General features: G+C 73.9%; 20 protein-coding genes, 1 tRNA gene and 1 pseudogene. 9 read left to right on the forward strand and 13 right to left on the reverse strand.

The features are described 5' to 3' along the window. Window positions 1–55: 55 nt before the first annotated feature. Window positions 56–1,810, reverse strand: a complete 1,755-nt coding sequence (locus LG634_RS26175; protein WP_226736950.1) for an FG-GAP repeat domain-containing protein — start codon at window positions 1,808–1,810, stop codon at window positions 56–58. Window positions 1,811–2,181: 371 nt separating this feature from the next. Here LG634_RS26175 and LG634_RS26180 point away from each other — a divergent pair, with 371 nt between their 5' ends. Then, a complete protein-coding gene (locus LG634_RS26180; RefSeq protein ID WP_226736952.1) occupies window positions 2,182–2,739 on the forward strand; it encodes a dihydrofolate reductase family protein in 558 nt (185 codons plus the stop codon). A 70-nt stretch (window positions 2,740–2,809) separates the two neighbouring features. Here LG634_RS26180 and ppk2 read toward each other — a convergent pair whose 3' ends face one another. From ppk2 to LG634_RS26200, 4 genes are all read right to left on the reverse strand, one after another. Further along, complete coding sequence (gene ppk2 / locus LG634_RS26185) at window positions 2,810–3,613, reverse strand: polyphosphate kinase 2 (RefSeq protein ID WP_226736954.1); 804 nt, start codon at window positions 3,611–3,613, stop codon at window positions 2,810–2,812. A gap of 164 nt (window positions 3,614–3,777) precedes the next feature. Then, window positions 3,778–5,337 (reverse strand): DUF4139 domain-containing protein, encoded by a 1,560-nt coding sequence (locus LG634_RS26190; protein ID WP_226736956.1) that lies wholly within the window; start codon window positions 5,335–5,337, stop codon window positions 3,778–3,780. 8 nt (window positions 5,338–5,345) lie between these two features. Further along, window positions 5,346–7,475 carry a DUF4139 domain-containing protein gene (locus tag LG634_RS26195; RefSeq protein ID WP_226736957.1) on the reverse strand — a complete coding sequence of 710 codons (2,130 nt, stop codon included), beginning with the start codon at window positions 7,473–7,475 and terminating at the stop codon, window positions 5,346–5,348. A gap of 81 nt (window positions 7,476–7,556) precedes the next feature. Beyond that, a complete protein-coding gene (locus LG634_RS26200) occupies window positions 7,557–8,318 on the reverse strand; it encodes a hypothetical protein (RefSeq protein WP_226736959.1) in 762 nt (253 codons plus the stop codon). A 237-nt stretch (window positions 8,319–8,555) separates the two neighbouring features. Here LG634_RS26200 and LG634_RS26205 point away from each other — a divergent pair, with 237 nt between their 5' ends. Beyond that, window positions 8,556–9,068: a hypothetical protein gene (locus LG634_RS26205; RefSeq protein WP_226736961.1), complete on the forward strand. Its 513-nt coding sequence runs from the start codon at window positions 8,556–8,558 to the stop codon at window positions 9,066–9,068. Between the two features lie 38 nt (window positions 9,069–9,106). Here the strand turns inward: LG634_RS26205 and LG634_RS26210 are convergent. Both LG634_RS26210 and rpmF read right to left on the reverse strand, forming a co-directional pair. Beyond that, window positions 9,107–9,268: pseudogene (locus LG634_RS26210) on the reverse strand (GTP-binding protein); the annotation flags it as partial. A gap of 6 nt (window positions 9,269–9,274) precedes the next feature. Next, window positions 9,275–9,445 (reverse strand): 50S ribosomal protein L32, encoded by a 171-nt coding sequence (rpmF, locus tag LG634_RS26215; protein ID WP_226736963.1) that lies wholly within the window; start codon window positions 9,443–9,445, stop codon window positions 9,275–9,277. Between the two features lie 195 nt (window positions 9,446–9,640). Between rpmF and LG634_RS26220 the strand changes: the two genes are divergently transcribed. The 3 genes from LG634_RS26220 to LG634_RS26230 all read left to right on the forward strand — a co-directional run bounded on the left by LG634_RS26220 (window position 9,641) and on the right by LG634_RS26230 (window position 11,055). Next, window positions 9,641–10,714, forward strand: a complete 1,074-nt coding sequence (locus LG634_RS26220) for an NAD-dependent epimerase/dehydratase family protein (protein ID WP_226736965.1) — start codon at window positions 9,641–9,643, stop codon at window positions 10,712–10,714. Between the two features lie 110 nt (window positions 10,715–10,824). Continuing rightward, window positions 10,825–10,965, forward strand: coding sequence for a hypothetical protein (locus tag LG634_RS26225; protein ID WP_226736967.1), 141 nt, complete (start codon window positions 10,825–10,827; stop codon window positions 10,963–10,965). A gap of 15 nt (window positions 10,966–10,980) precedes the next feature. Then, a tRNA-Trp gene (locus tag LG634_RS26230) sits at window positions 10,981–11,055 on the forward strand. A 32-nt stretch (window positions 11,056–11,087) separates the two neighbouring features. Here LG634_RS26230 and LG634_RS26235 read toward each other — a convergent pair. Further along, a complete protein-coding gene (locus LG634_RS26235; RefSeq protein ID WP_226736968.1) occupies window positions 11,088–11,570 on the reverse strand; it encodes a hypothetical protein in 483 nt (160 codons plus the stop codon). Window positions 11,571–11,691: 121 nt separating this feature from the next. Then, the gene (locus LG634_RS26240; protein ID WP_226736970.1) at window positions 11,692–12,057 is read right to left on the reverse strand and encodes a hypothetical protein; all 366 of its coding nucleotides are present in this window, start codon (window positions 12,055–12,057) and stop codon (window positions 11,692–11,694) included. Window positions 12,058–12,209: 152 nt separating this feature from the next. Between LG634_RS26240 and LG634_RS38315 the strand changes: the two genes are divergently transcribed. Together LG634_RS38315 and LG634_RS26250 are read left to right on the forward strand one after the other, a co-directional pair. Continuing rightward, a complete protein-coding gene (locus LG634_RS38315) occupies window positions 12,210–14,189 on the forward strand; it encodes a histidine kinase (protein WP_226736972.1) in 1,980 nt (659 codons plus the stop codon). Then, window positions 14,183–14,836 (forward strand): response regulator transcription factor, encoded by a 654-nt coding sequence (locus LG634_RS26250; protein WP_308072670.1) that lies wholly within the window; start codon window positions 14,183–14,185, stop codon window positions 14,834–14,836. Before LG634_RS38315 ends, LG634_RS26250 begins: the two co-directional genes overlap by 7 nt. A gap of 228 nt (window positions 14,837–15,064) precedes the next feature. Here LG634_RS26250 and LG634_RS26255 read toward each other — a convergent pair whose 3' ends face one another. Beyond that, window positions 15,065–17,227, reverse strand: coding sequence for an MMPL family transporter (locus tag LG634_RS26255; RefSeq protein ID WP_226736974.1), 2,163 nt, complete (start codon window positions 17,225–17,227; stop codon window positions 15,065–15,067). Window positions 17,228–17,525: 298 nt separating this feature from the next. Between LG634_RS26255 and LG634_RS26260 the strand changes: the two genes are divergently transcribed. Then, entirely contained in the window at window positions 17,526–18,764 is a 1,239-nt protein-coding gene (locus LG634_RS26260) for a sensor histidine kinase (protein WP_226736976.1), read from the forward strand. Further along, window positions 18,761–19,438 (forward strand): response regulator transcription factor, encoded by a 678-nt coding sequence (locus LG634_RS26265; RefSeq protein ID WP_226736978.1) that lies wholly within the window; start codon window positions 18,761–18,763, stop codon window positions 19,436–19,438. Before LG634_RS26260 ends, LG634_RS26265 begins: the two co-directional genes overlap by 4 nt. Here the strand turns inward: LG634_RS26265 and LG634_RS26270 are convergent. The 3 genes from LG634_RS26270 to lanKC form a co-directional block, all read right to left on the reverse strand. Further along, a complete protein-coding gene (locus tag LG634_RS26270; RefSeq protein WP_226736980.1) occupies window positions 19,432–21,051 on the reverse strand; it encodes a cytochrome P450 in 1,620 nt (539 codons plus the stop codon). The two genes, LG634_RS26265 and LG634_RS26270, sit on opposite strands and share 7 nt — an antisense overlap. Next, window positions 21,029–23,158 (reverse strand): ABC transporter ATP-binding protein, encoded by a 2,130-nt coding sequence (locus tag LG634_RS26275; RefSeq protein WP_226736981.1) that lies wholly within the window; start codon window positions 23,156–23,158, stop codon window positions 21,029–21,031. The genes LG634_RS26270 and LG634_RS26275 overlap by 23 nt, the downstream gene beginning before the upstream one ends. A gap of 239 nt (window positions 23,159–23,397) precedes the next feature. Beyond that, complete coding sequence (gene lanKC / locus LG634_RS26280) at window positions 23,398–25,965, reverse strand: class III lanthionine synthetase LanKC (RefSeq protein ID WP_226736983.1); 2,568 nt, start codon at window positions 25,963–25,965, stop codon at window positions 23,398–23,400. Window positions 25,966–26,039: the final 74 nt, after the last annotated feature.

The raw sequence follows: 26,039 nt of genomic DNA on the forward strand, positions 1-26,039 counted from the left end.
GCGGGGGGGGGGTGCCCCCGGCCGGCACGCCGGGCGGGGGGGCACCCCGCCCGACTCAGTAGAGGCTCTTGTACAGGTTCCAGCCGTCCCCGAACTTCACCCGGGCGGCGAAGGTGCCGGTGCCCGGGTTGCCCGTCGAGGCGTAGCGGTAGACGTAGCCGTTCCGGTCGCGGCCGACCAGGTCGGCCTTGCTGTCGCCGTCCATGTCGCCCGGCGCGAACAGCTTGTCGTACGTGTTCCAGCCGGAGCCGATCTGCTCCCGGGCGGCGAACGGCGTGGCGGCCGTCCCCGTGCCCTTGTAGAGGAACAGCCGGCCGTCGGTGTCGCGGGCGATCAGGTCGGGGCGCTTGTCGCCGGAGTAGTCGCCGGCGCCGACGAGAACGTCGTAGATGTTCCAGCCGGTGCCGATCTTGACGCGCGTGCCGAACCGCGTGAACAGCTGCCCGTCGCCGGGGTGCAGCCACAGGGTGCCGCCGGAGTCACGGGTGATCAGGTCGCCCTTGCCGTCGCCGCTGAGGTCGCCGGGACCCACCGTGAGGGGGTAGTTCCAGGTGGTGCTGACCTTCTGCCCGCGTATCCACAGGTCGCTGCCGATGTTCTGCACCCAGGCGGCGTGGTTGTGGCTGTTGAGACCGGTGGCGTAGGCGTTGCGCGAGCCGGTCGCCTCCTTGCCTGCGTAGATCGGTGGCGTCCGGTAGTAGCCGTTGGCCAGCACGTTGTACTTGGCGAGGTTGTTGTTGGACTCGGTGCCGAGGGTCTGGGACTTGCCGTAGAGCGACGTGGTGCCGGCGCCGACGATGAACTTGTTGTCCTCCCAGCCGTCGCTGTAGTACGAACGTGCGGCGAACTTGCCGCCGCCGATCGACTTGTAGAAGTACTGCAGTCCGTCGCGGTTGCGGGCGAGCAGGTCGCTCTTGCCGTCGCCGTCGAGGTCGTCCGGGCCGGTGATGACGTTGTAGATGTTCCAGCCGGACGCGACCTTGACGCGGGGCTTGAGCGGGGCGGTGGCGCTGCCGGCCCCCTTGTAGAAGTACAGGTCGCCGCTCAGGGTGCGGCCGTAGACGTCGCCGAGGCCGTCGCCGTCGACGTCGCTGGCGCCGACCAGCTGGTCGTAGATCCCCCAGCCGGAGCCGACCTTGACCCGGGAGTTGAAGGGCTTGCTGACGCTTCCGGTGCCCGTGTACAGCCACAGGCCGCCGTCGTGGTCGCGGGCCAGCAGGTCCATGCGGCGGTCACCGGACACGTCGCCGGTGGCCACCACGCGGTTGTAGATCTGCCAGCCGCTGCCCGACCACTTCGGGGCCGAGGTGCTCTTCACTCCGGCCTCGTACAGGGTGAGCTTCCCGTCGAAGGAGAGGGAGAGCAGCTCGGGGGTGGTCGTGCCGCCGACGTCGCCGACCGGCAGCAGGTCCTTGAAGGAGGAGTCGGGGTCCGTCTTGTAGATCTCGTACTCGGTCCAGGTCGCGATCGACGACAGGTAGGCGGCCGTGAGGTTGTCGTACTCCATGACCATCATGTCGCTCTTGCCGTCGCCGTCGAGGTCGTGCCGCGGCTTGGCCGCGACGGCCGCCCGGACGTCGCGCTCGGCGGCGCGGGGCGGGACGACGGTCCGGCGCTTGGCCTCGCGTCGCGCTCCGGTGGCGGAGGCCGAGTCCGGGGCCGGGACGGTCGCGGGGCGCGCCGGGCCGGAGCCGGGCGAGCGGTGCGGGGTTGCGGCGGTGCTCGGGGCGGCGGAGAGGGCGCCGGCGGCGAGGGCGAGCACGCCCCCGGCGGCCAGGGCGCGCAGACGTCCGCGGTGCTGTGCGGTCAAGATCCCCCCTGAGGATCGAGGCGTGGGGAACCGCCCGGACACGTAGTGCGGTGTGACCGGGAACACGCATCGGTGCGTGAACGTTTCCCCACTTCCTTCCGTGCAGCCTATGCCGCACCACTGACAACAGCCGGGCTCGTAACAGTGTCGAATCCCTTTCGTCGAAGGCCTGTTGAAGTGTGACGGCACCGGCACCCCGGCTCCGGCATGCCGCCGGCACCGGCGCGTCACCGATGCCGTCGGCGCCGTCGATCCCGGTGAACAGACTGGACACGACACGAGACGAGACGTATCGTCTTGCATCACGAAGCAATGGGCCGGAGCCCGGGTTCCACGTCCGGGCTCCCCCGACGGTGAGGAGCCGTATCGTCATGCGAAAGATCGTCAACTCCACGTACATCTCCCTCGACGGCGACACCGAACGGCTCGACCAGTGGTCGTTCGAGCACTGGAGCGAGGACCTGGAGCAGTACGCGAACCGACTGCTGTCCGACGCCGACGCGCTGCTGATGGGCCGTGAGACATACGTGAACTTCGCCGAGGCGTGGTCGAAGCGCGCCGGGGCGGACGCGTTCGCGGACCGCATGAACGCGATCCCCAAGTACGTGGTCTCCGACACCCTGGACAGCGGCGACTGGGGCGAAACCACGGTCATCGCACGCGACCGGGCCGCCGAGGAGATCGCCCGGCTCAAGGAGCGGCCGGGCGGCAACGTCCTCATGTACGGCTTCGGGCCCGTGGCCCAGACCCTGCTGACGCACGGTCTGCTCGACGAGGTCCACTTCTGGGTCCACCCGGTCATCGCCGGCGGCGGCACCCTGGCCGCCAACGGCTTCCGCCACCGCCTGCGGCACACCGGCACCACCGCCATGGACACCGGCGTGGTGGTCCTGACCTACGCCCCGACGGAACCCACCGCGACGGAGTGACCCGCCGGCACCCCCGCCGGCCGCCGCCGGCACGGACGGCGGCGGCCGGCGGGCCCGGAAGGCCCGGCGGTCACAGGCCGGCTGCGTGGTCGGGGACGTGGGTCTGGAGGCCGCGGGGTGGGCGGACGTAGCCGGTGGAGGGCGGGCGCTCCGGCAGTTCGAGTACCGGTGGGGGCACCTCGTGGTACGGGACCGAGTCGAGCAGGTGGGCGATCATGTTCAGCCGGGCCCGCCGCTTGTCGTTGCTCTCCACGACAAACCAGGGGGCCTCGACGATGTCGGTGTGGACCAGCATCTCGTCCTTCGCCCGCGAGTACGCCTCCCACCGGGTGATCGACTCCAGGTCCATGGGCGAGAGCTTCCAGCAGCGCAGCGGATCGTCCAGGCGGCGCCGGAACCGGGCCTGCTGCTCGCTGCCGCTCACCGAGAACCAGTACTTGTGCAGCAGGATCCCGTCCTCCACGAGCATCCGCTCGAAGACCGGACACTGCCGCAGGAAGAGCTGGTGCTCCTCCTTCGTGCAGAAGCCCATCACGTGCTCGACACCGGCCCGGTTGTACCAGGACCGGTCGAACAGCACGATCTCCCCGGCGGCCGGCAGGTGCTCCACGTACCGCTGGAAGTACCACTGGGTGCGTTCGCGCTCGGTCGGCTTGGGCAGCGCCGCCACGCGCGCCGCCCGCGGGTTGAGGTGCTCGGTGACCCGCTTGATGGTGCTGCCCTTGCCCGCCGCGTCCCGGCCCTCGAAGACCACGACCAGCCGGGCGCCCTCGGCACGCACCCATTCCTGGAGCTTGACCAGCTCGGTCTGCAGGCGGAGCAGTTCCTTCTCGTACACCGCGCGCGGCAGTTTCACCGTCTTCTTGCCCGTCATGCCGCCTCCGCCTTCCCGGTCTCCCGAAGGCCCGGACGGTCACCGCCCGGGCCCGACGGCAGGGCTCCCCGCCCGCCGCGACCCGCCGGGGAAACGGTACGCCGCGGCGCGTGCGGGATCGAGTAGGCAGGACGACGGAGGAGCGTACCCACGGGACTGTCCGGTCAGAGGCCTGCGACCTTGGCCTTGGCCGAGAGTTCGTACACCAGGGTGACCGTGCGGCGGCCGCCGGGCGGGAGGGGGACGTCCCAGCAGGCGATGCCGTCGGCGTCGACCGACCGGGGGGCCGGCGAGCAGGCGTCCGCGTGCAGGCGCACCTCGACGGCCGAGACCTCGGCGACCGGGATCCGCTCGCGCAGGACGATCCGTCGTTCACCGAGTTCGGCGGGGGCGGCGAACCGGGAGACGTGCAGCCTGACCGTACGGGTGATCACGGTCCGCTGGGTGAGGCCGGCCGTGTCGCGGGTCTCCTCGGTGCGGCGGACCACCCGGCAGTCGTCGCTGCTGCCGAAGGCCAGTTCGGCGCCGGCCCCGGGGGCCGTGAAGTCCAGGGTGCCGCGGCCGGTGAAGCCGCTGCCGCGGATCAGGTCCACGGGCCCGGCCAGCAGGGCGTGGCCGGACCGGTTGTCGAACCGCACCACCTGGGTGACCAGCGGCGACAGCTCGGGAGCGCAGGCGTATTCGCTGCTCGCGGCCGTGGTGAAGGCGGAGACGGGCACCCGGTGGGCACGGCCGTCGCCGGGCACGGAGACCGGTACCGGGGTGTTCAGGACCCGCGCCTCACCGCCGTCGTCGACGCCCGGCAGGCCCACGACGGCAGCGGGGCCGAGGCTCGCGGTGTCCTCCTCGCGCAGCTCGACGTCGATCGTCCGGCGCTCCGCGGCGGAGCGGTCCGTCAGCGTCAGCCGGTCTTCGGCCAGCCGCGGCGGTTCGGTGGCCAGGGCGGACCGGGCCGTCGAGAGGGTCAGGCGTACGTCGGTCCAGTCCTCGCCGGTGCGCTGCCAGACCATGGCGTCGGTCTCCAGCGTGAGGGCGTCCCCGTCGAGCACGGCCCGGTAGGCGGGCCGCCACAGCGCGCACGGGGTGAGGTGGCTCAGCCGCAGCCCGGCCGGTCCGGCCGCCGGACTGTCGACGGTCAGCTCGACGTGGGCGACCAGCTCGGCGGGCCGCTCCTCGGAGAGGTCCATCGCCCGCCGGGTCGCGGCGAGTTCGGCGTCGAGGGCGGCGAGGGCGGTGCCGGTGGTGTGGAGGTGGCCGGCGCACGTCTCGCGTTCGGCGTCCACGCGGTCCAGTTCGGCCGTCCACCGCGGTGCTTCGCTCTCGCCGCGGCCGGTGCCCTCGCCGATCTCGCGGAGCAGGTCGGCGGCGAGGCGGCGGAGGAGGTCGAGGCGCGCGGTCAGCCGGTCGCGCTGCCGTCCGAGGGCGTCCCGTTCCGTTTCGAGGGTGTGGACGCGGTGGCGCAGGGCAGAGTCGTCGGCGGCGGGCTTCGGCCCGCGGGGCGTCCAGCTGCGGACGATCCGCACGTCGAGGACGGTGGCCGGGTGGCCGTCGGTCAGCTCGGCATGCAAGGTGCGGTCGACGGCCAGGGCGCTGACCGGCCCCAGGCGCAGCCGCTGGACGCCGGCCGTCAGGTCGAGTACGGCGGTGCGCTCGATCTGGGCGCGGTCCTCCAGGCAGGTGACGGCGGTGACGGGGAGGGCGATCGGGTTCGGGGTGGGGGTCACGGTTGCGGTCAGCTCCTGCGGTTGCCGCCGGCGAGGGACTTGCCGGCCGGGATGCGGATCTCGTAGCCGCCGTCGAGGGTGGCGGTGCCGCCGGCGGGCAGGTCGACCCGCCAGAGGCGGGTGCCGGGGGCGTGCTCTTCGGGTCCGGCGTCCGTGGCCGGTGCCGTGTCCCGGTCGGGGGCCGTCCAGTCGGCCCGCTCCTCGATGCGGACGTCCGGTTCGGAGCTGACGGGCACCCGCTCGCGGACCTCGACGGTGACGGGCCCCGCCAGCCGGTTGGCGAGTTCCACGTGGACGCGGTGGTCGAGCACGGTGGTGTTGTTGCGCAGCCCGGCGGTGGATTCCCGCAGGTGCGTGCGGCGGGTGACGCGGATGCCTTCGGCCGGCCCGAGGCCCACCCGGCGGACGGCGCCGGGGGCGAGCGTGGGCAGGGCGGCGGTCAGCAGGAAGTCGTCGTCGACGGTGACCTCCACCGGGCCGGCCAGCAGCGGCCGGTCGGTGGCGTTGGAGAGCACCAGCGTGGTGTAGACGGTCTGCTCCACGGACGGCACGCAGAGGTACTCGGTGTGCAGGCCGACGGGGATCTCGCCGACGGTGACGGTGTGCCAGGTGCCGTCGGACGGGACGTCCGCGCGGGCCGCGGCGTCGAAGCGGTGGTCGAAGGATCCGGCCGACCGGCGGGGCCGTACGGCGTGTCCGGGCAGCGGCAGGGCCGCGACTGCCTGGGCGCGCCGCCGGTGCTCGGCCGCGGCCGCGTCGAGGGGGGCGCCGGGGAACAGCCGGCCCCGGCGGCCCCCGTGGTCGCCGGGGCCGGACAGGACGAGGGCGGCGTAGTCGAGTTCGGCTCCGCTGGGCTGCGGCGGGCCGGTGAGCGGGGGCGGCGGCGGAGGTGCGGCGGCGCCGGCGGGCGGTGGGACGGGCCCGGCGCCGAAGCCCTCGGGGGTGTGGTGGTACGCGCCGCCGGGCGGCTGGGGGGCTGCCGGCCGCGGGCTGAAGGCCTGCGGTGCGGGGGCGGGGGCCGATGCCCGGGCGCGGGGTGCGCGACCGGGTGCGGGGGCCGGTGCCGCCACCGGAAGTGGTACACCTCCGACGAGCGTGTCGTGGACGGACACGACGGGCGGGGGAACCGCGGGCGCGGGTGCGACCGGGGCGGGTACTGGCGCCGGGGTGGGTACGGGCGCCGGGGTGGCGCCCGGCCCCGGACCTGCCGCGTCGTACGCGGTGAACAGGTCGGCGAGCCCCGCCGGCGGCTCGCGCCACCCGGACGGTGCGGGGGCGGCCTGCCGGCGGCCGATGCGGAGCGAGCGGAGCCGCGGCAGGTCGGTACGGCGCCGCAGGTCGGCCGTGGCCAGGGCGATGCGTACGCCGGTCCAGTCCTCGCCGGTGCGCTGGGCGACCGAGGCCCGGAGGGTCAGCCGGCCGTCGGTGTCGCCCCGGCGGTGGGCGAGGCGGTAGGAGGGCACCCACACGACGCCCGGCACGCCGTACTCCAGCTCGACCGCCACCTCGCCGTCCGGCTCCCGGCCACCGGGCCCGGCGAAGACGAGGACGACGGAGTACGTGGTGTCCACGTGCGCCGGCGGGGTGTCGGTGGAGGCGCGGGCGAACCGGTCGACGGCGACGGCGAGTTCGTGCTCGACGCGCTGCAGGTCCTCCTCCAGCTCGACGAGGCGGGCGTGCAGCCCCGTCAGCCGGTCGTCGACGAAGTCGGCCAGCTTCAGCCACGCGTCGACCGGAGTGCGGCGGTGCGGGTCCTCGGGGGCGGGCTCCGGCGGCACCGGGCGCAGCCCGCCAACCTCTTCGATCAGGCCGAGCTGCCGGTCCCGGCGGCCCCGGGCGGCGGCGCACTCGTCGCGCAGCCGCTCGGTCTCGCGCCGCAACGCGTCCGGTGCGCCGGCCCCGGTGCCGGCGGGCTCGGCCTCGACCTCCACGCGGGCCTCGGTGATGCGGATCCCGGGCGTGCCGAGGACGCCCGCGCGCAGCGAGTCCGGGTCCATCGAGCGCGGCAGGCCCGTCACGCGTACCCGGCCGTCCGACGGCACGGCGCCCCGGGCCAGGCGCCGGCAGAGCGCGCCTTCCGCGTACACCACGACCCCGTCGAGTGCCGATCCCCACCGCTGCTCCGGCTCCGCCGCCATCTGCCCCGCCCCCGCCCGCCTCGCCTGGTACGGACGAGAGCCTAGCCAGTCGGGGCCGTCCCCGTGCGTCGGGTCCCGATGTCAGCGGCGCGACACACCGGTGGGCGGTTGGGCGGCGGCGTCCCAGGTGGCCGCCAGCCCGTCCAGCCAGGCCGGCGGCAGCTCGGCCGCGTCCCACTCTCCGCGCAGTTCCTGCGGCACGGTGGCGAGGCGTTCGAGGACGGCGATGCTGGTGGCGGAGTGCAGGAGCGAGTAGCGGCCGTGCACCCTGGCGGCGCTGCCCGGGCCGTACGCCTGGAACAGCCGCTCCAACCGGGGCCGGTGGGTCTCGGTGAAGCGGGTCAACTGCCCGGCGTACCCGGCCCGCCCGCGGAGCGTCATGGTGGCGAGGACGGCGCGGAGCACCTCCTCGGTCACTTCCGGGTCCAGGTCGGAGGCCTCGGTGAACGACAGGTACAGCGGCATGACGGCCACCCGGGCCCGCTCGACCTCCATCCGCCCGGCCCGCGGCCGCCCGTCGGCCCCGTCCTGCTGCCGGCCGCCGGCTCCGACGGCCCGGACCAGGGTCCGCTCGGCGAGGGCGCCCAGCCCCTCCAGGAGGTGTCCGGCGCCGTCCAGCCAGCCCGATTCGTACACCTCGCCCTTGTCCCCGGGCACGCTGCGGCCCTCGCCGGTCAGCTCCCCGTGTGCGAGCGCCAGTGCGCCCGCCTCCACCAGCCCGATCAGCTCCCGCGCGTCGTCGGTCGTGACCCCCGCACGCGCGAGCAGTTGCAGCAGCGTCGTCCTCGTGCTGTCGACGCTGACCTCGTCCGGCCACTGCCGGCCCTCGTCGGCCGTACCCACCTTGCTCCCTCTTCGCCGTCGCTCCCGTAGGCCGGTGTACCTCACCACCCCCGCCCGGTTCAACGCGCGACGGCACGCCGGTGATCCCGGCGGCGCGGACCGGACCCCGGATGCGCCTGCTCCCGGGGACCGGGCGGGTGCCTCCGGAGACCGGACGGGTGCTCCCGGGGACCGGACGGGTGCTCCCGGGGACCGGACGGGTGCTCCCGGGGACCGGACGGGCCGCACAATGGCCGGGTGGGAGCCCCGATCAGTATCCTCAGACTCTTCGCCTACCAGCCGTGCGGTCACGAGCTGCTGGTACGCGTCACCCGTCCCGCGGCCCCGAACGCCTTTCAGGGGGCGCTGGACGCCGCCGACACCGCAGCCGATCTGGCCGCGGAGCGGCTCCGCACCGGGTGGGAGCAGGAACACCTGCGACCCGCCTGCCCGGCCCGGCACACCGCGGTCCTGGTCGCCGAAATGCAGGAGCCGCCGGTCGGCGAGGACCTCTTCGGCCCGGGCCGCCGCCGGCTCCCCGTGTGGGCGGCGAAGACGAGGTACGGCGCACCGTGGATGGTCCTCGGCACGGCTCCCACCGAAGCGGCCTTCTGGGACGAGGTCCACGAGGACCCGGACGCCCTTGCCCTCGGTCCCGTGGCACCCGCCGAACTCCACGACGTCTACTTCCTCACGGACGAGGACAAGGACGAGGACGAAGACGAGGACGAAGACGAGGACGAAGGCGCCGCCTCACCGACGCAGCGCTGAGGCCGGGTCCCACCCGGCCGCGACCCCGGCTACGGCACGGCGGGACGAGGCCGCTCTTCGAGCAGGTCGTCGCGCAGGGTGCAGCAGATGCACCCGTTGGTCATCTCGACGAGGCGTTCCTCGGTGCGCGGCAGGGCGGTCTTACCCGCGCCGAGGAAGCCGGACAGGACCGATACGGGCCAGCGCGCGAGGGTGGGCACGGGGGCTCAGCCCTCGGGGCGGAGCAGGCCGCGTTCGTAGGCCTTCACGAGGCGCTGGGGGACCTGGTACACGGTCCCGTCGATGGTGACGGGCACCAGCTGCGGAGTGGTCGCCTTCCACTGGGCGCGGCGGTGCCGGGTGTTGCTGCGGGACATCTTCCGCTTGGGAACGGCCATGAGGACCTCCTGGAGTCGGATGCGGTTGCGTCAGCGACCGTATATGAAAATGGGACCCATTATCAATTTGCCGTTTCGGGTCGCGCGGAGGCCCGGGGCGAAGCCCCCGAAACCGCCCGCCCCTCCGCCCGAGCCCGGCTGCGCCGTCGGCGAACCGGGGTGGAACCCGGGGCCGCTCCGTGCTTCGGTAGCGCGATGGACATCTTGGTGCTGGGCGGGACGGCCTGGGTGGGACGGGAGCTGGCGCGCCAGGCGGTCGGGCGGGGTCACCGCGTGACCTGTCTGGCACGGGGTGAGAGCGGCACGGTCGCGGACGGAGCGCGGCTGGTGGCCGCAGACCGGCGGGACGCCGATGCGTACGCGGCCCTGCCGGACCGCGACTGGGACGCGGTGGTGGAGGTGTCCTGGCAGCCCGGCTTCGTCCGCGGGGCCCTCGCCGCGCTCGCCGGGAGGGCTCGGCACTGGACGTACGTCTCTTCGATCAGCGCCTACGCACCACCCCTCGCGGCGGACGCCGACGAGTCCGCCCCGCTGCTGCCCCCGGCGGACGGGGACACGGCCGAGCGCGCCGGATACGGCGGGGCGAAAGTCGCGTGCGAACGGGCATCGGCGGCCTCGGCCGGCGACCGCCTGCTGATCGCGCGGGCCGGGCTGATCGGCGGTCCGGGCGACGCGAGCGGCCGGTCGGGCTACTGGGTGGCGCGGGCCGCCCGCGACCCCGAGTCTCCGATGCTGGTCCCCGGCACGCCTGCGCTGCCGACGCAGGTGGTCGATGTCCGGGACCTGGCGCGCTGGCTGCTCGACGCGGCGGAGCACAGCACCACCGGTACGTACGACGCGGTCGGGCCGGTGCTGCCGTTCGCCGAGTGGATCGAGCTGTCCCGGAACGCCGGCGGGCACACCGGGCCCGTGGTCACCGTGGATCCCGCCTGGCTGCTGCTGCAGGGCGTCGCCGACTGGTCGGGGGCCGCGTCGCTACCCCTGTGGGTGGCCCAGCCGGACTGGGCCGCCCGGAGCGGAGGGGCGGCCAGGGCGGCAGGGCTCCGGCACCGGCCGCGCGCGGAACTGGTGGCGGACACCCTCGCGTGGGAGCGCGCCGAGGGCCTGTTCCGGCCCCGCCGCGCGGGCCTCGACGCGGCCCGCGAGCGTGAACTCGTCGCGGCGGCGCGCCGGAACCGGCACGCAACCGAGGGACTCCCCCGCCATGCCCCCTACGCGCTGGACGACCTCGACTGCCACGACGATGCCGAGCCGCACGGAAGCCCGTGACCCGGACGGCCCCGGCGGGCGCGATGTCGTCCCCAGCTCCGCCGACCGGCCCGTCCCCGGCCCGATCTCCCACACCTCCGCGCCCACGCCGGACGGCTGGCTCGTTCGTCGTGGACCTCTGGGAATCGGAGGAGGCCTTCCGGCAGTTCGGCGAGTTCATCATCCCGGTCCTGCGCGAGCTCGGGGCTCCGGAGGCGGAGGCGGAACCCAGGATCTACCCCGTGCACACCGTCGTGACCCGCCCGGCGTAGGGTGGGCGGTGGTTCGGGGCCGTAGCGCAGAGGTCGACGCGCGCGGTCTCCAAAATCGCGAGGACGCCGGTTCAACTCCGGCCGGCCCCGACCACCTTCCGCCGGCGGGCCGCCGTGCCAGCCTAGGCCCGCTCGTGAGGCGGCGCATCGGCGCCGTTGACCGCCCAGTCCAGGATGCGGCGTACGGGCGCCGTGCTGCTGGGCTCGGGCACGGCGAGGCAGCCGATGCCGTGCTGCCAGGTCGTCCCGACCAGGGAGACGCTGCTGTCCAGCGCGAGCATGGCGAACTCCGGCCGGCCGGCGCGCGAGCCGGGCAGGGGCGGGCACGGGCGGGCATGCCGAGCAGGAACTCCCGGTCGGTGCCGAACAGGCCGCTGGAGGTGACCAGTTCGTGCCAGTCGAGGTTCGCGCGCCACGAGCTCCGGACCGTCGGCGTCGTCGAGGTCGATGTAGGTGTCCCGCCGGCCGGTGTCCCTGCCGCAGCTGGTGGCCACGCCCACGGCGAACACCGGCAGCACACCCTCAGGCACCCCGCCCTCCAGCACCTCCAGACCCGCCCGCCGCAGCGGCTCGACCACCTTCCGGCGCGTCTCCCGCCTGCCCATGCACGCCCACTCCCGCCGCTGACGATCTCCATGCGAGGCTACGGGCAGGCCCTCGGGCCCGGCCGTCGGAGGCGCACGCGGACGGTCAGGTGCATGTGGAGGGTCGGGCGCACGCGGGCGGTCAGGCGCCCTCGTCGAACAGACCCGCCTCGATCTGAAGGGCGAGGGTGCGCAGCACTTCGGTCGCCGACGCGTCCGGCCGGCCGCTCTCCATGGCGAGGGCCAGGCTCGTGAAGGCCAGGGTGAAGCCGGCGACCATGGACTGCAGGGCCGGTCCGAGGGCGAGCGCGATCGTCCGCGCCACTTCTTCGGGGGCGGCGTCGGCGGGCACCCTGATCGACGGCAGCATCTCGTTGAGCAGTTGGGTGACCACGTCCGGTCCGGTGCCGGGCAGGTCCTCGTCCTCCCCGGCTTCTGCCGCCCGGCGGATCTCCTGCGCCTCGGTGAGGATGCCGATGACGCGCTTGAGGATCTCAGCTCGTTCCATCTCCGGAGGCTAAGGCATCTCCGGGCGGCGCGTCCCTGCCCGGACCTGTGACAAACGGCGTGGTGCGTTGCGATCCTTGCAGGATGGGGGATTCGGGGGATCGTGGGGTGGCCGGAAGAAGTCGGCAGCGCGGGGGTGGCGGTCACCGGGGGGTGGCCGCAGCCGTTCTCGTGGCGGCCTGGGGGCCGGCGGTCGCCGGGGTCGCCCTCGCCGTCGTGGCGGGTGGGCCCTGGAACAGCGACCAGGGGTTCTTCCTCGTCGACACCGCCAACGCACTCGTGTACGGACTCGTCGCGGCCGTCGTCCTGAGCCGGCGCCTGCACCCGGTGGGCTGGCTCGTCGCACTGACCGCGGTGGGCACCGGGATCGCCGCCGTCGTCGCGCAGTTGAACGTCCTGGTGGCACCGTCGCCGGACGGCCCGGCACCCGCGTGGGCGATCCTGCACGGCACGGCCTGGGTGCCCGGCACTCTCGCGCTGATGCTCGTCGTGCCGTACCTGCTGACCGACGAGAGCCCGCCGCGGTCCGCCCGCGTCGCCATCGGCGCCGGTGTGACCGCCATCGCCGCAACACTCGCCGTCCGGCTCGCCGACCCCTGGCCGTGGCCGGCCTCGGACGGGTCCTCCTCCCCGCTCGCGGTCCGCGACGAAACCTGGGCGCGCCTTGCCGAACCGGTCGCCCGGTGGATCCAACTGGTGGTCGTGGTATTGGGTTTCACCGCGGCGGGGCGGGCGGCCTGGCGGCGCCACCGCGATCCGGCCGCCCGCGGACTCGGCTGGCTGGCCATCGGCGTGGCGCTGATCTCCTCGACGTTCGTGCCGCTGCTGTTCTGGGCCGAGGACGGACCCAACCACGTCACCGCCCTGTTCGTGCCGTTCCTGCACCTGGCGTCGCAGGCGTTCTTCCCGGCCGCGATCCTGGCGACGGTGCTGCGCCGGCGGATGTTCGGCATCGACCTGGCCGTCAGCCGGACCCTCGTGTGGGGCCTGCTCACGGGGATGCTGGTGGCAGGCTACTTCGGCACGGTCGCGCTCCTCGGCCTCGTCCTGCCCGGTGACGGGGCGCTGGCGCGGGTGCTGGCGACCGCGGCCACCGCCGCCGGGATCCAGCCCGCCCGCGGCTGGCTGCAACGGCGTGTGGACCGGCTCGTGTACGGGGAGGCGTCCGTGCCCGCACTCAGCCGGGTCGGGCGGCACCTTGGCAGTGCGGGCACACCCGAGGAGTCCCTGGCCGGGATGGCGGACTCCATAGCCGTCTCCTTCAACCTGCGGTCCGTACGGATTCTGGAAGCCTCCGGTCCCGAGAGTGCGGGCGGCGCGGCGACGGAGACGGTGCCGGACGCCGTGGCGGTGCCGCTGATCGTACGGGGTGAGCCGGTCGGCGTACTGCTGGCGGCTCCGCGGCCCGGCGAGCGCCTGGACCGTCGGACCCGCTCGGCCCTGGCGGAAGTGGCACCGCTGGTGGCCACCACCGTGCAACTGGCCGCCACCACGCGGGCGCTGCGCGAGTCGCGCGGGCGGCTGGCAGCGGTCCGAGACGACGAACGCCGGGCTTTGCGGCGCGAGTTGCACGACGAGATCGGCCCGTCCCTGGCCGGGATAGGCCTCGGGCTGGCCGCTGCCCGCAACCTGCTGCCGGAGGGGGCGGTGGCGGCCGATGGCCTGCTGGGCCGGCTGCGGGTCGAGGTCGACGCCCGGGTGGAGGAGGTACGGGTCCTCGCCCGCGGGCTTGTCCCGCCGGTGCTGGCCGAGCTGGGCCTCGTCCCGGCGCTGCGGGAACTGGTGATGCGGTACGAGGCCGACGGCCTGACGGTGGCCGTACGAACGGAAGGCTCCGGTGTCGACGGCACGCCGCCGGAGGTCTGCGGGGCGGTGTACGCGATCGTCGCAGAGGCCATCCGGAACGTGTCCCGGCACGCAAAGGCTCGTGCGTGCACGGTGGAACTCCACACCTTCGAAAGGCTGTTGACCGTGTCGGTGCAGGACGACGGCCTGGGCATGGCGGCCGATGCGCGCCGCGGGGTGGGCACGGTCTCGATCCGCGAGCGGGCCGAGGGCGTCGGCGGCACCGCCACCTGGTCGCCGGGCGAGGCGGGCCGGGGCACCCGCCTGGAGCTGAGGCTCCCGTGCTGAGCGTGCTGGTGGTGGACGACCATCCCGTCTTCCGCATGGGGATGTCGGCGCTGCTGGGGTCGCTGGCCGGCGTGGACGTCGTGGCCGAGGCGCCGTCGGGAGAGGCGGCGGTGACGGCCGCCGCCGAGCTCGCCCCGGACGTGGTGGTGATGGATCTGCACCTGGGCGAAGGTGCCCTGTCGGGGGTGGACGCCACGCGGGAGATCCTGCGGCTGCACCCTGGGGTGGCGGTTCTGGTGGTGACGATGCTGGACGACGACGATTCGCTGTTCGCGTCGATGCGGGCGGGTGCACGGGGGTACCTCCTGAAGGGCGCTGCGCCGGCGGAAATCGAGCGGGCGGTACGTGCGGTCGCCAACGGTGAGGTGATCCTGGGTCCTGCGGTGGCGAGCCGGGCGATGCACTATCTGATGGGCCACGCGACGGCCGGTGGCCCGGTGCCGCTGCCGGAACTGACCTCGCGGGAGCGGGAGGTCCTGGACCTGGTGGCGCGGGGCCTGGACAACCTCGCGGTCTCAAGACGGCTGGCGCTGAGCCCGAAGACGGTCCGCAACCACCTGTCCAACATCCTCACGAAACTTCGGACCGCAACCCGGGCTGAGGCCATCGTGCGGGCCCGGCAGTCGGGCCTGGGCGGTGGCCCGTAACCACCGCCCGGCGGCGGTCCCCGCCCGGCGGACCCCGGACCGGCAGCCGTGCCGTACAGGGGCGCGGTACCGTCGTGCGCAGAGCCGGGGCGAGGGCCTGGGGCCGGGTCCAAGGCTGGGACCGGAGCGGGGTCGGGGCCGAAGCGGGTCCGGTGCGGGGCCGGGACCTGGCTGGGCTCAGGGCCGGGGCCGGGGCCGGGGCCGGACCGTTACCCGGCGGGCTCGGCGTCAGCCGCGGCCCGGCTCGGGTATCGCCCCGTGCTGCCGCGACGGGGTGAGATCCGCGCCGGCTGTGCGGGGCAGTAGGCGGTCGAGCCACCAGGGCAGCCACCAGTTCGCGCGGCCCATCAGCGCCATGGCAGCGGGCACGAGCACCATCCGAACGACCGTCGCGTCCAGCACGATCGCCGTGGCCAGGCCCAGACCCATCATCTTGGCGAGCGGCGACGGGTTGGCGACGAAGCTGAGGAACACCACCGTCATGATCAGCGCGGCGGAGGTGATCACCCGGCCCGTGGCCGCCATGCCGCGGGCCACCGACTCGGCGTTGTCGCCCGTGACCCGGTACTCCTCACGGACACGGGAGAGCAGGAACACCTCGTAGTCCATGGAGAGCGCGAACAGGACCGCGAAGAAGATCGTCGGCAGGGGCGAGGCGATCGGGAACGTACCGTCCAGGTTGAACAGCGAGGCGCACCAGCCCCACTGGAAGACGGCGACCACCACACCGTATGCCCCTCCGATGGACAGCAGGTTGACCGCAGCGGCCTTCAGCGGAAGGACGACCGAGCGGAACACGACGAACAGCAGCAGAACCGATGCCACCAGAATCGCGATGACGAACACCGGCAAGGTGTCGTCGAGTTGGGCGGTGAGGTCGTCGGTCATGGCGGTCAGCCCGGACACGGCGACGTTGTCGGGTACGACGTCACGCAGACGCTCCAGCGTGCGGGATGTCTCGGCGTCGGCGGGGGCGGTGGCGGGGATCACGGGCAGTACGACGGTGTCCCCCGCCGCCGAGGTCTGCGGTGCGCCGACCTCAGCGATGCCGGGATCGGCGGCGAGGCGCCGGGAGAGTGCGGGTACGCCGTCGGCGTCGACGCCGGGGCGGGTCAGGTCGGCGACGACCAGCAGGGGACCGTTGAACCCCGGCCCGAAGCCCTCGGAGAGCAGGTCGTACGCACGGCGGTGGGTGGTGCCCGTGGAATCGTTGCCCGCGTCGGGGAAGCCGGTTTCCATGCGCAGTGCTGGGGCAGCCAGCGTGAGCAGGATCAGGGACGCGGCGATCAGGTGGCGCCGTGGCCGGCCGGACACCCGGTGCGCGAAGCGCCACCATGCCGTGTGCTCGGCCTTCTTCGCCGGGCGGGCACTCCCCCGGCGCCACTGACGGTGGACGCGCTCGCCCAGGAGCGACAGCAGGGCGGGCAGCAGGGTCAGGGCGGCCGCTACTGCGAAGAACGCGACCAGTGCGGTGCTGAGGCCGATCGAGGTGAGGAAGCCCAGGCCGGTCAGCGCCAGGGCGGCCATCGCCAGGATGACGGCGCCACCGGCGAACAGGACGGCCGCGCCTGCGGATCCCATGGCATTCGACAGTGCGCTGGCGTTGTCCTGGCCTGCGGACCGGTTTTCTCGATGGCGGGCCACGATGAACAGCGCATAGTCGATGCCGACCCCCAGACCGACCATCGCGGCGATCGTCGGGGCGGCGGTGGAAATGTCCATCGCATTGGCCAGCAGGGTGACGCTGCCCAGTCCGGCGGCGACAGCCACCAGGGCGAGCGAGATGGGCACGAGCGCGGCCACGATCGTGCCGAATGCCACCACCAGGATGACGAGCGCGGTCAGCAGTCCCGCCACCTCCGCACCGGAGGTCTCCGTCTCGGCGTTGACGAAGACGACGTCACCACCCAGCTCGGCCGCCACGCCGCCCCCGCGCGCGGGCTCGATCGCCTCCTCCAGGGCCACGTTCGTCTCGTGTCCCAGGGTCATGGCGGGCACGTCGAACGCTATCCGCGCGAACCCAATGCGTCCGTCGGGCGAGAGGGTGCCCGCCGTGAAGGGGCCGGACGCCATGGCGACGTGCTCCACATCGGCGATCCGGGCCACCGCGGCCTCCACGGCGGCCCGGTGGCGCTCGAGCCGCTGCCCTTCCGGTGCGGCGAAGACCGCCATGGCCGTGCCCGCGGACGCTTCCGGGAAGCGCTCTTCGAGGAGTTCCATCGCCTGCTCGCTCTCACTGCCGGGAGCGACCAGGTCGTCTGCGTACGCGCCGCCTGCCAGGCCGGCCAGGGGCAGCACCAGCAGGAGGGCGAACGCCCAGGCGGCGATGACGGCCCATGGCCGGCGGGCGCTCACGCTGCCCAGACTACGGGTGAATCGGTTCATGGCCATGCGCTCCCCTGAGATGGCTGCTGTCCGCCGCCGGCCGACGTGCCGGGAGCGGGAGTTGTACGTGCTTCCATCGTGGATTCCGGCCCCCGGTGCCGTCTCCGGCCGTCGGACGGGTTCGGGAGTCCCGCGCGGGGCGGGTCGGACGCGGCGGCGCCTCCGCCCGACGGCGGAGTCGGTAATCCGTCCACAGGCGGGTGACTGCATCTGCGCGGCAGTCCTACGATGGCCACCCCGGTGCACTCCGGCCACCAACCCCCAACCAACCCGACGGCGTTGACAACCCCTGGGCGGAGCGATCATGAACCTCACGGCACAGCCCTCACACGGGCCGGCGAACGGCCCGGCGCCGGCGCCCGGAGTGCCGAAAAAGTTCCGCGGCCCGTTTGCCCGCTGGCCGCGGAGCGCGGACGCCGTACTCGCCACGCTCATATTCCTCGCCACGGTGTTCGTGGAAGAAGCCCCCGGTGACACGCTCCGCCTGCGCGCGGCCACCGACGTGCCCGTCGCGGCCCTGCTGCTTTACGCAGGGGCGGGCGGGTCGCTCTACTGGCGGCGCACCAGACCCATCGCGGCCCTCGCCCTGGCGATCGCCGCTTGGAGCCCGCTACTGGGGACCCGCTGGTCCAGCACCGGCGGGATCGTGCTCATCGCGCTCTACAGCATCGGCCGGTACGTCAGGGACACCCGGGAGAACCGCCTCGGCACTCTCGCGGCCGTGGGCGCGGCGATCGCCGCGGCGATGGTCGACAGCCGGCTGCTCTCCGTCACCTGGGGCGAGACCTCCTTCTGCGCACTGGTCATGTTCACCGCCTGGTACGTCGGCCGCCGGGTGACACTGCGGGCGGAGCGCGCCGAGCGGCTCCGCCGGGAGCAGGCCGCCGAGACGCGGCGCATCGTCGCGGAGGAGCGCACCCACATAGCCAGGGAGCTGCACGATGTGGTCGCGCACCGGGTGAGCATGATGACGGTGCAGGCGGGTGCCGCCCGGATGGTGGCCGCGCACGATCCGCAGGAGGCGCTCGCGGCGATGACGGCGGTGGAGGAGGCCGGGCGTCAGGCCCTGGACGAACTGCGCCACCTGCTGGGCGTGCTGCGGCCGGAGGCGGACCGCGAGGGGCTGGGGCCTCAGCCGGGGCTGGCCGACCTGGACCGGCTCGTGGCTCAGGTGCGGGAGGCGGGGCTGGACGTGTCGGTGACCGGCGGTGTCCAGGCCGCTCTCCCGGCTCGTGTCGAGCTGTCCGCGTACCGCATCGTCCAGGAGGCGCTGACCAACGTGCTCAAGCACAGCGGGCCACGGACCCGCACCGAGGTGCGACTGAGCCGTGCGGGCGGCGGACTGCGCATCGAGGTGCTGGACGACGGCCAGGGGGCCCCGGTGCCGTCCGAGTCCTTCGGCTCCCCCGCAGGTGTACCCGGCCATGGGATCGTCGGGATGCGGGAGCGGGCGCTGCTGCTCGGCGGCAGCCTCGATGCGGGCCGGCGTCCCGGTGGCGGGTTCAGACTGGCCGCCCATCTGCCGACGGGAGGGGATTCGTGAGCATCCGTGTGGTCGTCGTGGACGACCAGGCACTGGTCCGCAGGGGCTTCGTGATGATCCTGCGGGTCAGTGACGACATCGAGGTCGTGGCCGAGGCCGGGACCGGCGCCGAGGCGGTGGAAGCGGCGCGCGTGCATCGGCCGGATGTGATCCTCATGGACATCCGCATGCCCGGCATGGACGGCATCGAGGCCACCTCCCAGATCCTTCAAGAGGCGGACTGGGAGATACGGGTGCTGATTCTGACCACGTTCGATCCGGACGAGTACGTGTACGAGGCGCTGAGTGCCGGGGCCAGCGGGTTCGTGTTGAAGGACATTCCGCCCGAGCAGCTCGCGACCGCCGTGCGGACGGTCGCCGAGGGTGGGGCGCTGCTGGCGCCGTCGGTCACGCGGCGTGTCATCGACCGGTTCGCGCACCAGCGGGTCGTCAATCCCGCTGTGGTGAGCCGTGTGGCGCGGCTGACGGACCGCGAACGCGAGATCGTGTCCGCCGTCGCGCGTGGTGAGAGCAACACGGAGCTGGCTGCGCGGCTGTTCATCGGGCCCGCCACCGTCAAATCTCACGTGTCGAGCATTCTCGCCAAACTCGGCCTGCGCGACCGCATTCAGATCGTGATCTTCGCGTACGAAAGCGGTCTCGTCGAGGCGGGCGCGTACGACATCGGTCACTGAGCCGGCGGCTCGGCCTCCGGGGCGTCGAGGACGACGAGCAGGCCCGCAGGGTCGGCCGGCGCGGAACCGGCGGGGCGCACCGCGCCAAGGGGCGTGGCCTCAGCGTGTGTCAGGTCGGGGCGTCGTGCGTCGGGGCGCGTCTCGTCGGGGTGGGCGAGCCTGATGCGGGGGAAGCGGCGTAGCAGGGTGGTCAGGGCTATGCGGACCTCGGCCTTGGCGAGGGCGGCGCCCAGGCAGTGGCGGTGTCCGGCACCGAAGGCGAAGTGCTGGTTGGCGGGCCGGTCCGGGTCGAAGCGGTCGGGGTCGGGGAAGCGGGCAGGGTCGTGGTTCACGGCCAGCAGGGCGCTGTAGACGCCGCTGCCGACGGGCAGCGGCGCGCCGTCGGTCTCGGTCGGCTCGCCCGCGTACCGGGAGGCGAGGGAGGCCGGGGTGATGTGGCGGAGTAGTTCCTCCACGGTCGGGTCGAGCAGATCCGGTCGGGTCCGCAGCGCCTCCCAGTGGGCGCGTTCGCTCAGCAGCAGGGCGAGTCCGTCGGTCAGCAGCCCGGTCACCGGCCGGTAGCCCGCGACGAGAAGCAGGCGGATTGCCGACAGGACGGAGGATTCGCGGGCGTCGGGGTCCTCGGTGCCGATCATGGCGCTGATGAGGTCGTCGCCGGGGTGGGTGCGGCGCTGCTCGATCAGGTCGGCGAGGTAGCGGGCCAGTGAGGTGCCGGGGTCGTCGGCTGTGGACTGCCCCGCCGTCCCGCCGGACGCCCAGTGGAAGGCGTAGTCGTGGATGCGGCGCCGGCCGTCGGCCGGGACGCCCAGCAGTTCGCACAGGGCGGCCACCGGGTAGGGCCGGGTGAACGCCGCCTCCAGGTCCACGGGGGTGCCGGTGGGAAGGGGGTCCAGCAGGGCGTCGGCCACGTCCTGGATGCTGTCGGTCAGAGCCGCGACCCGGCGGTGGGTGAGGGGGCGGGCGATGGTGCGGCGCAGGCGGGCGTGTTCGTCGGCCGGGAGGAAGAACAGCTGCTCCTCGTCCATGAGTTCGTCGTCGGTCAGCTCGCCGAGGGAGGCGGTGCGCAGGGCGGGCGTGTTCGGGTGCTCGCCGCGCAGCCTGGGGTCGACCATGGCCTTGGCGGCGGCGTCGTAGCCGGTCACCAGCCAGCCGGTCTCCTCGCCGCCGAGCGCGACATGGTGCATGCCGCCGTCCTCCTGGAGCGCCCTGAGCACGGTCAGGTCGCGCAACGCGGCACCGTCGACGAGCGGTAGGTGGGCGACGGGACAGCGGGAGCCGGCACGCTCGGAGCGGTCGCGGTCGCGGTCGCCATCGCGCTCCGCGGGGCCCTGCGACGTGGGGATGTACGCGCCACCGCCGTCCGCGACCGGATCGTACGTGGCCAGGTCGACCGCGCCGCAGTCATGGGCGCCGGGGACGTGCGTGGCAAGGCCGTCCGCGCCACCGCCGTGCGCGCCGGAGTCATCCGCGCCACCGCCGTGCACGGCGGGGTCGTACGTGGCAGGGGCATCCGCGCCAGGGTCGTGCGCACCGCAGGCAGGCGGGGCTGAGTCGAGTGTGCCGGGGGCGTGCGCGGTGGTGTCGTGCCGGTCATCGGCGGTCGGGGTGGGCATCTTCGGTGTCCTTCCGGGTTTCGTCGAGGAACTGCGTGGTGGCCAGTTCGCGGTAGAGGGCGTCGTCGCCGAGGAGTTCGGAGTGCGTGCCTATGGCCCGTACGGTGCCTGCGTCCATGACGACGATCCGGTCCGCGGCGGTGACGGTCGACAGCCGGTGGGCCACGACCAGCACGGTGGTGGTGCGGGCCACGGCGGTGAGGGTGTCGCGCAGGGCCGCCTCGTTGACGGCGTCGAGTTGTGAGGTCGCCTCGTCGAGGAGCAGCAGGCGGGGGCGGCGCAGCAGGGCGCGTGCGATGGCCACGCGCTGGCGCTCGCCGCCAGAGAGCCGGGTGCCGCGGTGGCCGACCTGGGTGTCGAGGCCTTGCGGGAGTCGGCCGAGCAGGGTTTCCAGCCGGGTGGTGTGCAGGACTCCCGGCAGGTCGGCGGTGGCGGTGGCGGGTGCGCCGAGGAGCAGGTTCTCGTGCAGGGTGCCGGCCAGGACGGGGGCGTCCTGCTCTACGTAGCCGATTGCGGTGCGCAGGTCGGGGAGGTGCCAGTCGGAGAGGTCGGTGCCGTCGAGGAGGATGCGGCCGGAGGTGGGTTCGTAGAACCGTTCCAGCAGGGCGAAGACGGTCGTCTTGCCGGCGCCGGAGGGGCCGACGAAGGCGGTCATGCCGCGCGGCGGGACCCGGAATCCGATGCCGTGGTGGACGGGCGGCAGGTCGGGCGCGTAGCGGAAGCGCACGTCCTCGAAGACGACCGAGGCGGGCCGGGCGGGCCGGCCGGCGGACGGGCCGGAGACGGGCGTACCTGCCGGCCGAACCGGGTCGCCCGCACGGACCGCGTCACCGGACCAGACCATGCCACCCGACCGGACCAGGTCGTCTGACCGGCCCCGGTCACCAGACCAGGCCTTATCACCAGACCCCACCAGGTCACCGGACCGGCCCCCGACACCAGACGGGTCCAGGTCACCAGACCCCGCCAGGTCACCGGACCGGCCCCCACCGTCGCCCAGCCACCCCATGTCACCGGACCAGGCCTCCTCACCAGACCCGCCCGGGTCACCAGCCCGGACCAGGCCACCCGCCCGGGGCTCGTCACCGGCCCGGCCCAAGCGCCCCGACCGCCCCGACTCCCGCCCGCCCTGCCGAGGTTCGGACGGCAGTTGGGTCGCCTCCTCGATGCGCAGGATGGCCGCCGCGCCCACGTGGTACTGGCTGACCGCGGCGACGAGTTGCTGTACGGGTGCGACGAGGGAGAACACGTACATCAGGAAGGCGATCAGTGTGCCGACGCCGATGGCGCCGGCGGCCACGCGCGCGCCGCCGACGCCCAGGACGGTGAAGAAGGCGAGCTGGAGGGCGAGTTCGCCGGTGGTGCCGACCAGGCCGAGCCACTTCGCGGCGCGCACGCCGGCCTGAAGGGAGTCTTCGGCCGCGGCCAGGGCGGCGGCCTCCTCGCGGTCTTCGGCCGCGGCGGCCTTGACGGTGCGCAGGGCGCCGAGGGAGCGTTCCAGCCGGGCGCCGAGGCGGCCGACGGATTCCTGCACCGCCTCGCTGGCCTGGTTGACGCGGCCCATGGCGAGGCGGACCACCAGGGCCGCGGCGGAGAGCACGGCGAGGGTGACGGCCAGCAGCACCGGGTCGAGTACGGCCATCATCGCCACGGTCGCCAGCGCGATCAGCGCGCCGGTGACCGAGCCGACCAGGGAGTCGGCCGCGACCTGGCGGAGCAGGGTGGTGTCGGCGGTGACCCGGGCGAGCAGGTCGCCCGGTTCCAGCCGGTCGAAGGTGCTCATGCGCAGCCGCAGCAGCCGGCCGATCAGGCGTTTGCGGGCGGTGAACACCACCGACTCGGCGGCGCTGCGCAGGACGTACTGGCCGAACGGGCCGGTCACGGCGGTGACGCCGACCATGAGACCGGTCCACAGCAGCGCGGTCGTCAGCGGCCGGCCGGCGGCGAGGTCGTCCAGCAGGCGGGCGGCGGCAAGCGGGAGTACGAGCCCGGCGGCGCCCGTGATCAGGCCGAGCAGGCCGCCGAGCAGCAGCCGGTGCCGGCAGGGCCGCAGGTGGGCGAGGAGGGCCCGCCAGGCGGTGTCGGTGGGGGCGCGCTGGGCATCCACGGCATCGTCCTCGTCGAGGTGGGAGGTGCGGGGGGCACCGGGAAGGGCAGGGGTGCCGGGAAAGGCAGGGGCACCGGGAAGGGCAGGGGTGCCGGCGCCGGGGACCGCTGCGGGTCCCCGGCGCCGTCGTCGTCAGTTGCAGGTCGTCTTGTACGACGTGATGAAGCTGCTGCACGGGGCAGCGGAGACGGACTCCTCGTCGAGGAGCGCCTGCAGTTCGAGGACGAAGGCCATGCCGGTCACCTCCTTTCGGTGTCGTCGCCCGCGGTGGTCCGCAGGTCGAGGAAGGGAATCGCCGCCGCGTCCGGGTCGAACGCGGCGCCCAGAGCCGCCAGCACCCCTGCGGAGCCGGTGGCCAGGTCCATGGAGATCCGCAGCAACTGGTGGCCGGGGAAGGCGAGTTCGCCGCCCTTCTCCAGGGCGTGCCAGCCCAGCCTGCGGATGTGTGCCTCGAGTACGGGCCGGTCCTCGGCCCTGCCGAGCAGGGCGAGCGCGGCGATGATGCCCGCCCGGCCCATGAAGAGGAACGGGTGGAGGACGAACGGGGCCCGGCAGGCCCGGCGTACCCCGTCGACCACGGCGGTGAGCGCCGGATCGGGCCGGTGCGCGAGGTAGCGCGCGAGCACCAGGGCGAGCCCGCTGCTGCCGGGACCGAGGTACGCGAGCCAGCGGCGGTCGTGCAGCAGCTGGAAGGTGCCGTCGCCGAGCCGCCGGCCGCCGGCCGCCTCCTCGCGCAGGGCCCGTCCGGCCAGGTCGAGCCAGCGGTCCTCGCGGGTGGTCTCGTACAGGGCGAGGAAGGCGTACGCGACTCCGGTCGGGCCGTGCTGGAGCCCGGTGGCCGCTCCGCCGCGCCAGGTGCCGGCGGTGGCCAGCCGGTGGCCGAGGGCGGCGGCTTCGGCGGCGAGCCCGGCGTCGGCGCCGGTGCGGGCGAAGTGCAGCAGGCTCACCACGGCACCGGCGAGGCCGGACTGCAGTCCGGCGGCGGCCGTTCCGCCGTGCAGGGCGCGGGCCCGGTGAAGGGCCTCCAGGGCATCGTCGCGGCGCCCGAGCGCGTCCAGGGTCATGGCGACGCCGTGCTGCCCGTCCCACAGGCCGGGTCGCGGGCGCGGATCGCGGCGGGCGGCGGCGACGAGCCAGTCGGTGTACTCGGCCGGGAGCTTCTCCCCCGCCTGGTGCAGCGCCCACAGCACGCCCGCCGCGCCGTGGGTGACGGTGGCGGGGCCGGTCGCGAACTGGCGGGGGTCGCCGGGGAAGAGGCGGTCGGTGCGGTCGGGGGTGGCGGTGGCCTTGATGCCTGCCACGAGCGAGTCGCGGATCTGCGGCCACTTGGCCTCGGGGCGGTCGAAGAGCCGGTCCTTGCCGGGCCGTTCGGGCGGTCCGCCGTGCACGGCGCGGAAATGGCGGGCCATCCGCGGACCGAAGCCCGGCGGCAGCGGGAACAGCCCGGCGGCCGCATCGGCCAGGGCGGCGAACTTCTCCGGGTCCCGGTCCTGCAGGGGGCTCAGCGGCAGGAACATCCACTGGCGCAGCGCCTCCAGCGCGTACCGGTCGGCCGCCGCGCCGGACAGCCGGTCCGGGGCGGCGAAGCCGGGCGCGCCCAGCGGCAGCGGGCGGGTGTCGGCGAGGTCGGTGGCGATCTCGAAGTCGATCAGGACGACGCTGCCGTCGGGGCGCACGATGACGTTCTTGGGGTGGACGTCGGCCATCCGCACCCCGCGGGAGTGGACGGCGGCCAGTGCCTGGTCCACGCGGGCGAGCAGGCCGGTGGCCCACCGGGTGTACGCCGCCAGGGCTGCGGGCTGCGGGTCGGGGCCGGTCAGCGGGTAGCGGGCCGCCACCTCGTCCATCAGGGTGGTGCCCTCGATGAACTCCTCGACGAGATAGTGGTGCTCCCACACCACCAGGTGCCCGAACACCCTTGGTACGCAGGGGAGTCCGGCGAGTCGTTCCAGGACGTCCCGTTGGCGGGCGAGGCGGGCGACCGCGTCGGCACCGTCCTGGTCCAGGCCTGCGTGCGGGCGGGCTTCGAGCAGGACGACGTACCGGTCGGTGTCCTTGCCGCGGGCGAGGTAGACCCCGCCGCCGTTGGAGAAGTGCAGGGCCTTCTCGATCCGGTACGGGAAGGCGGCCGCGCCGCCGGTGGCGCGGCGGGCCATGGAGGTGCGCAGTACGTCGGGCAGCTGCACCCAGGCGGGTACGGTGAAGAAGGGGTTGCGCCGGTCGGGAACCAGGGTGCCGTCGGGGGTCCGCATGGCCGGCACGGTCTCCCCGTCGGGGGTGGTGCACGTCATCTCGCGGAAGGCGCCGTAGCGGACGTACAGGCAGGTGTCCTCGTAGCGGAGGTCGCTGAGGACGTACGGCCCCTCGAACCCGTTCAGGAGCACGGCGAGTTCGGGAAGGAGGACGGCCAGGGCGGCCTCGTCGGCCGGGTAGAGGGTGATCAGCTTGCCGCTGCTGCCGCGTTCTGCGTACTTGCTGTTCAGGAGGCGCATAGCCCGCGGGCTGCGCAGGAACTTGACGGGTGTGCCGTGCGCCAGGCAGTGGTCCGCGATCAGGTCGCTGACGCGGGCTGCGGTGTCCGGGGTGGCCGAGACGTGGATCTTCCAGCCCTGTTCGGGCAGTTGCGGGGAGCCCGCGGGCGGGGTCCAGACGGTCCACAGTCCCTGCCCGGTGCGCTCCCAGCCGGCCGGCAGCGGGCGCCGGGACACGGGGAACAGCTCGTCCTGGTCCCGCATGAGCCAGGGCGGTTCGAAGAAGTCCGGGTCGGCCTGACAGTAGGCCATCAGCTCCGGGAGCGCGGCTTCCATGGTCGGTTCTCCTGAACGGGTCTGGACGGGCGGGCCGTACACGGGCTCGCGGCGGGGCTGTGCGGGCGCGGTCC

Origin of the sequence: Streptomyces bambusae, assembly GCF_020532645.1 — a bacterium.
Taxonomy (GTDB): domain Bacteria; phylum Actinomycetota; class Actinomycetes; order Streptomycetales; family Streptomycetaceae; genus Streptomyces; species Streptomyces bambusae.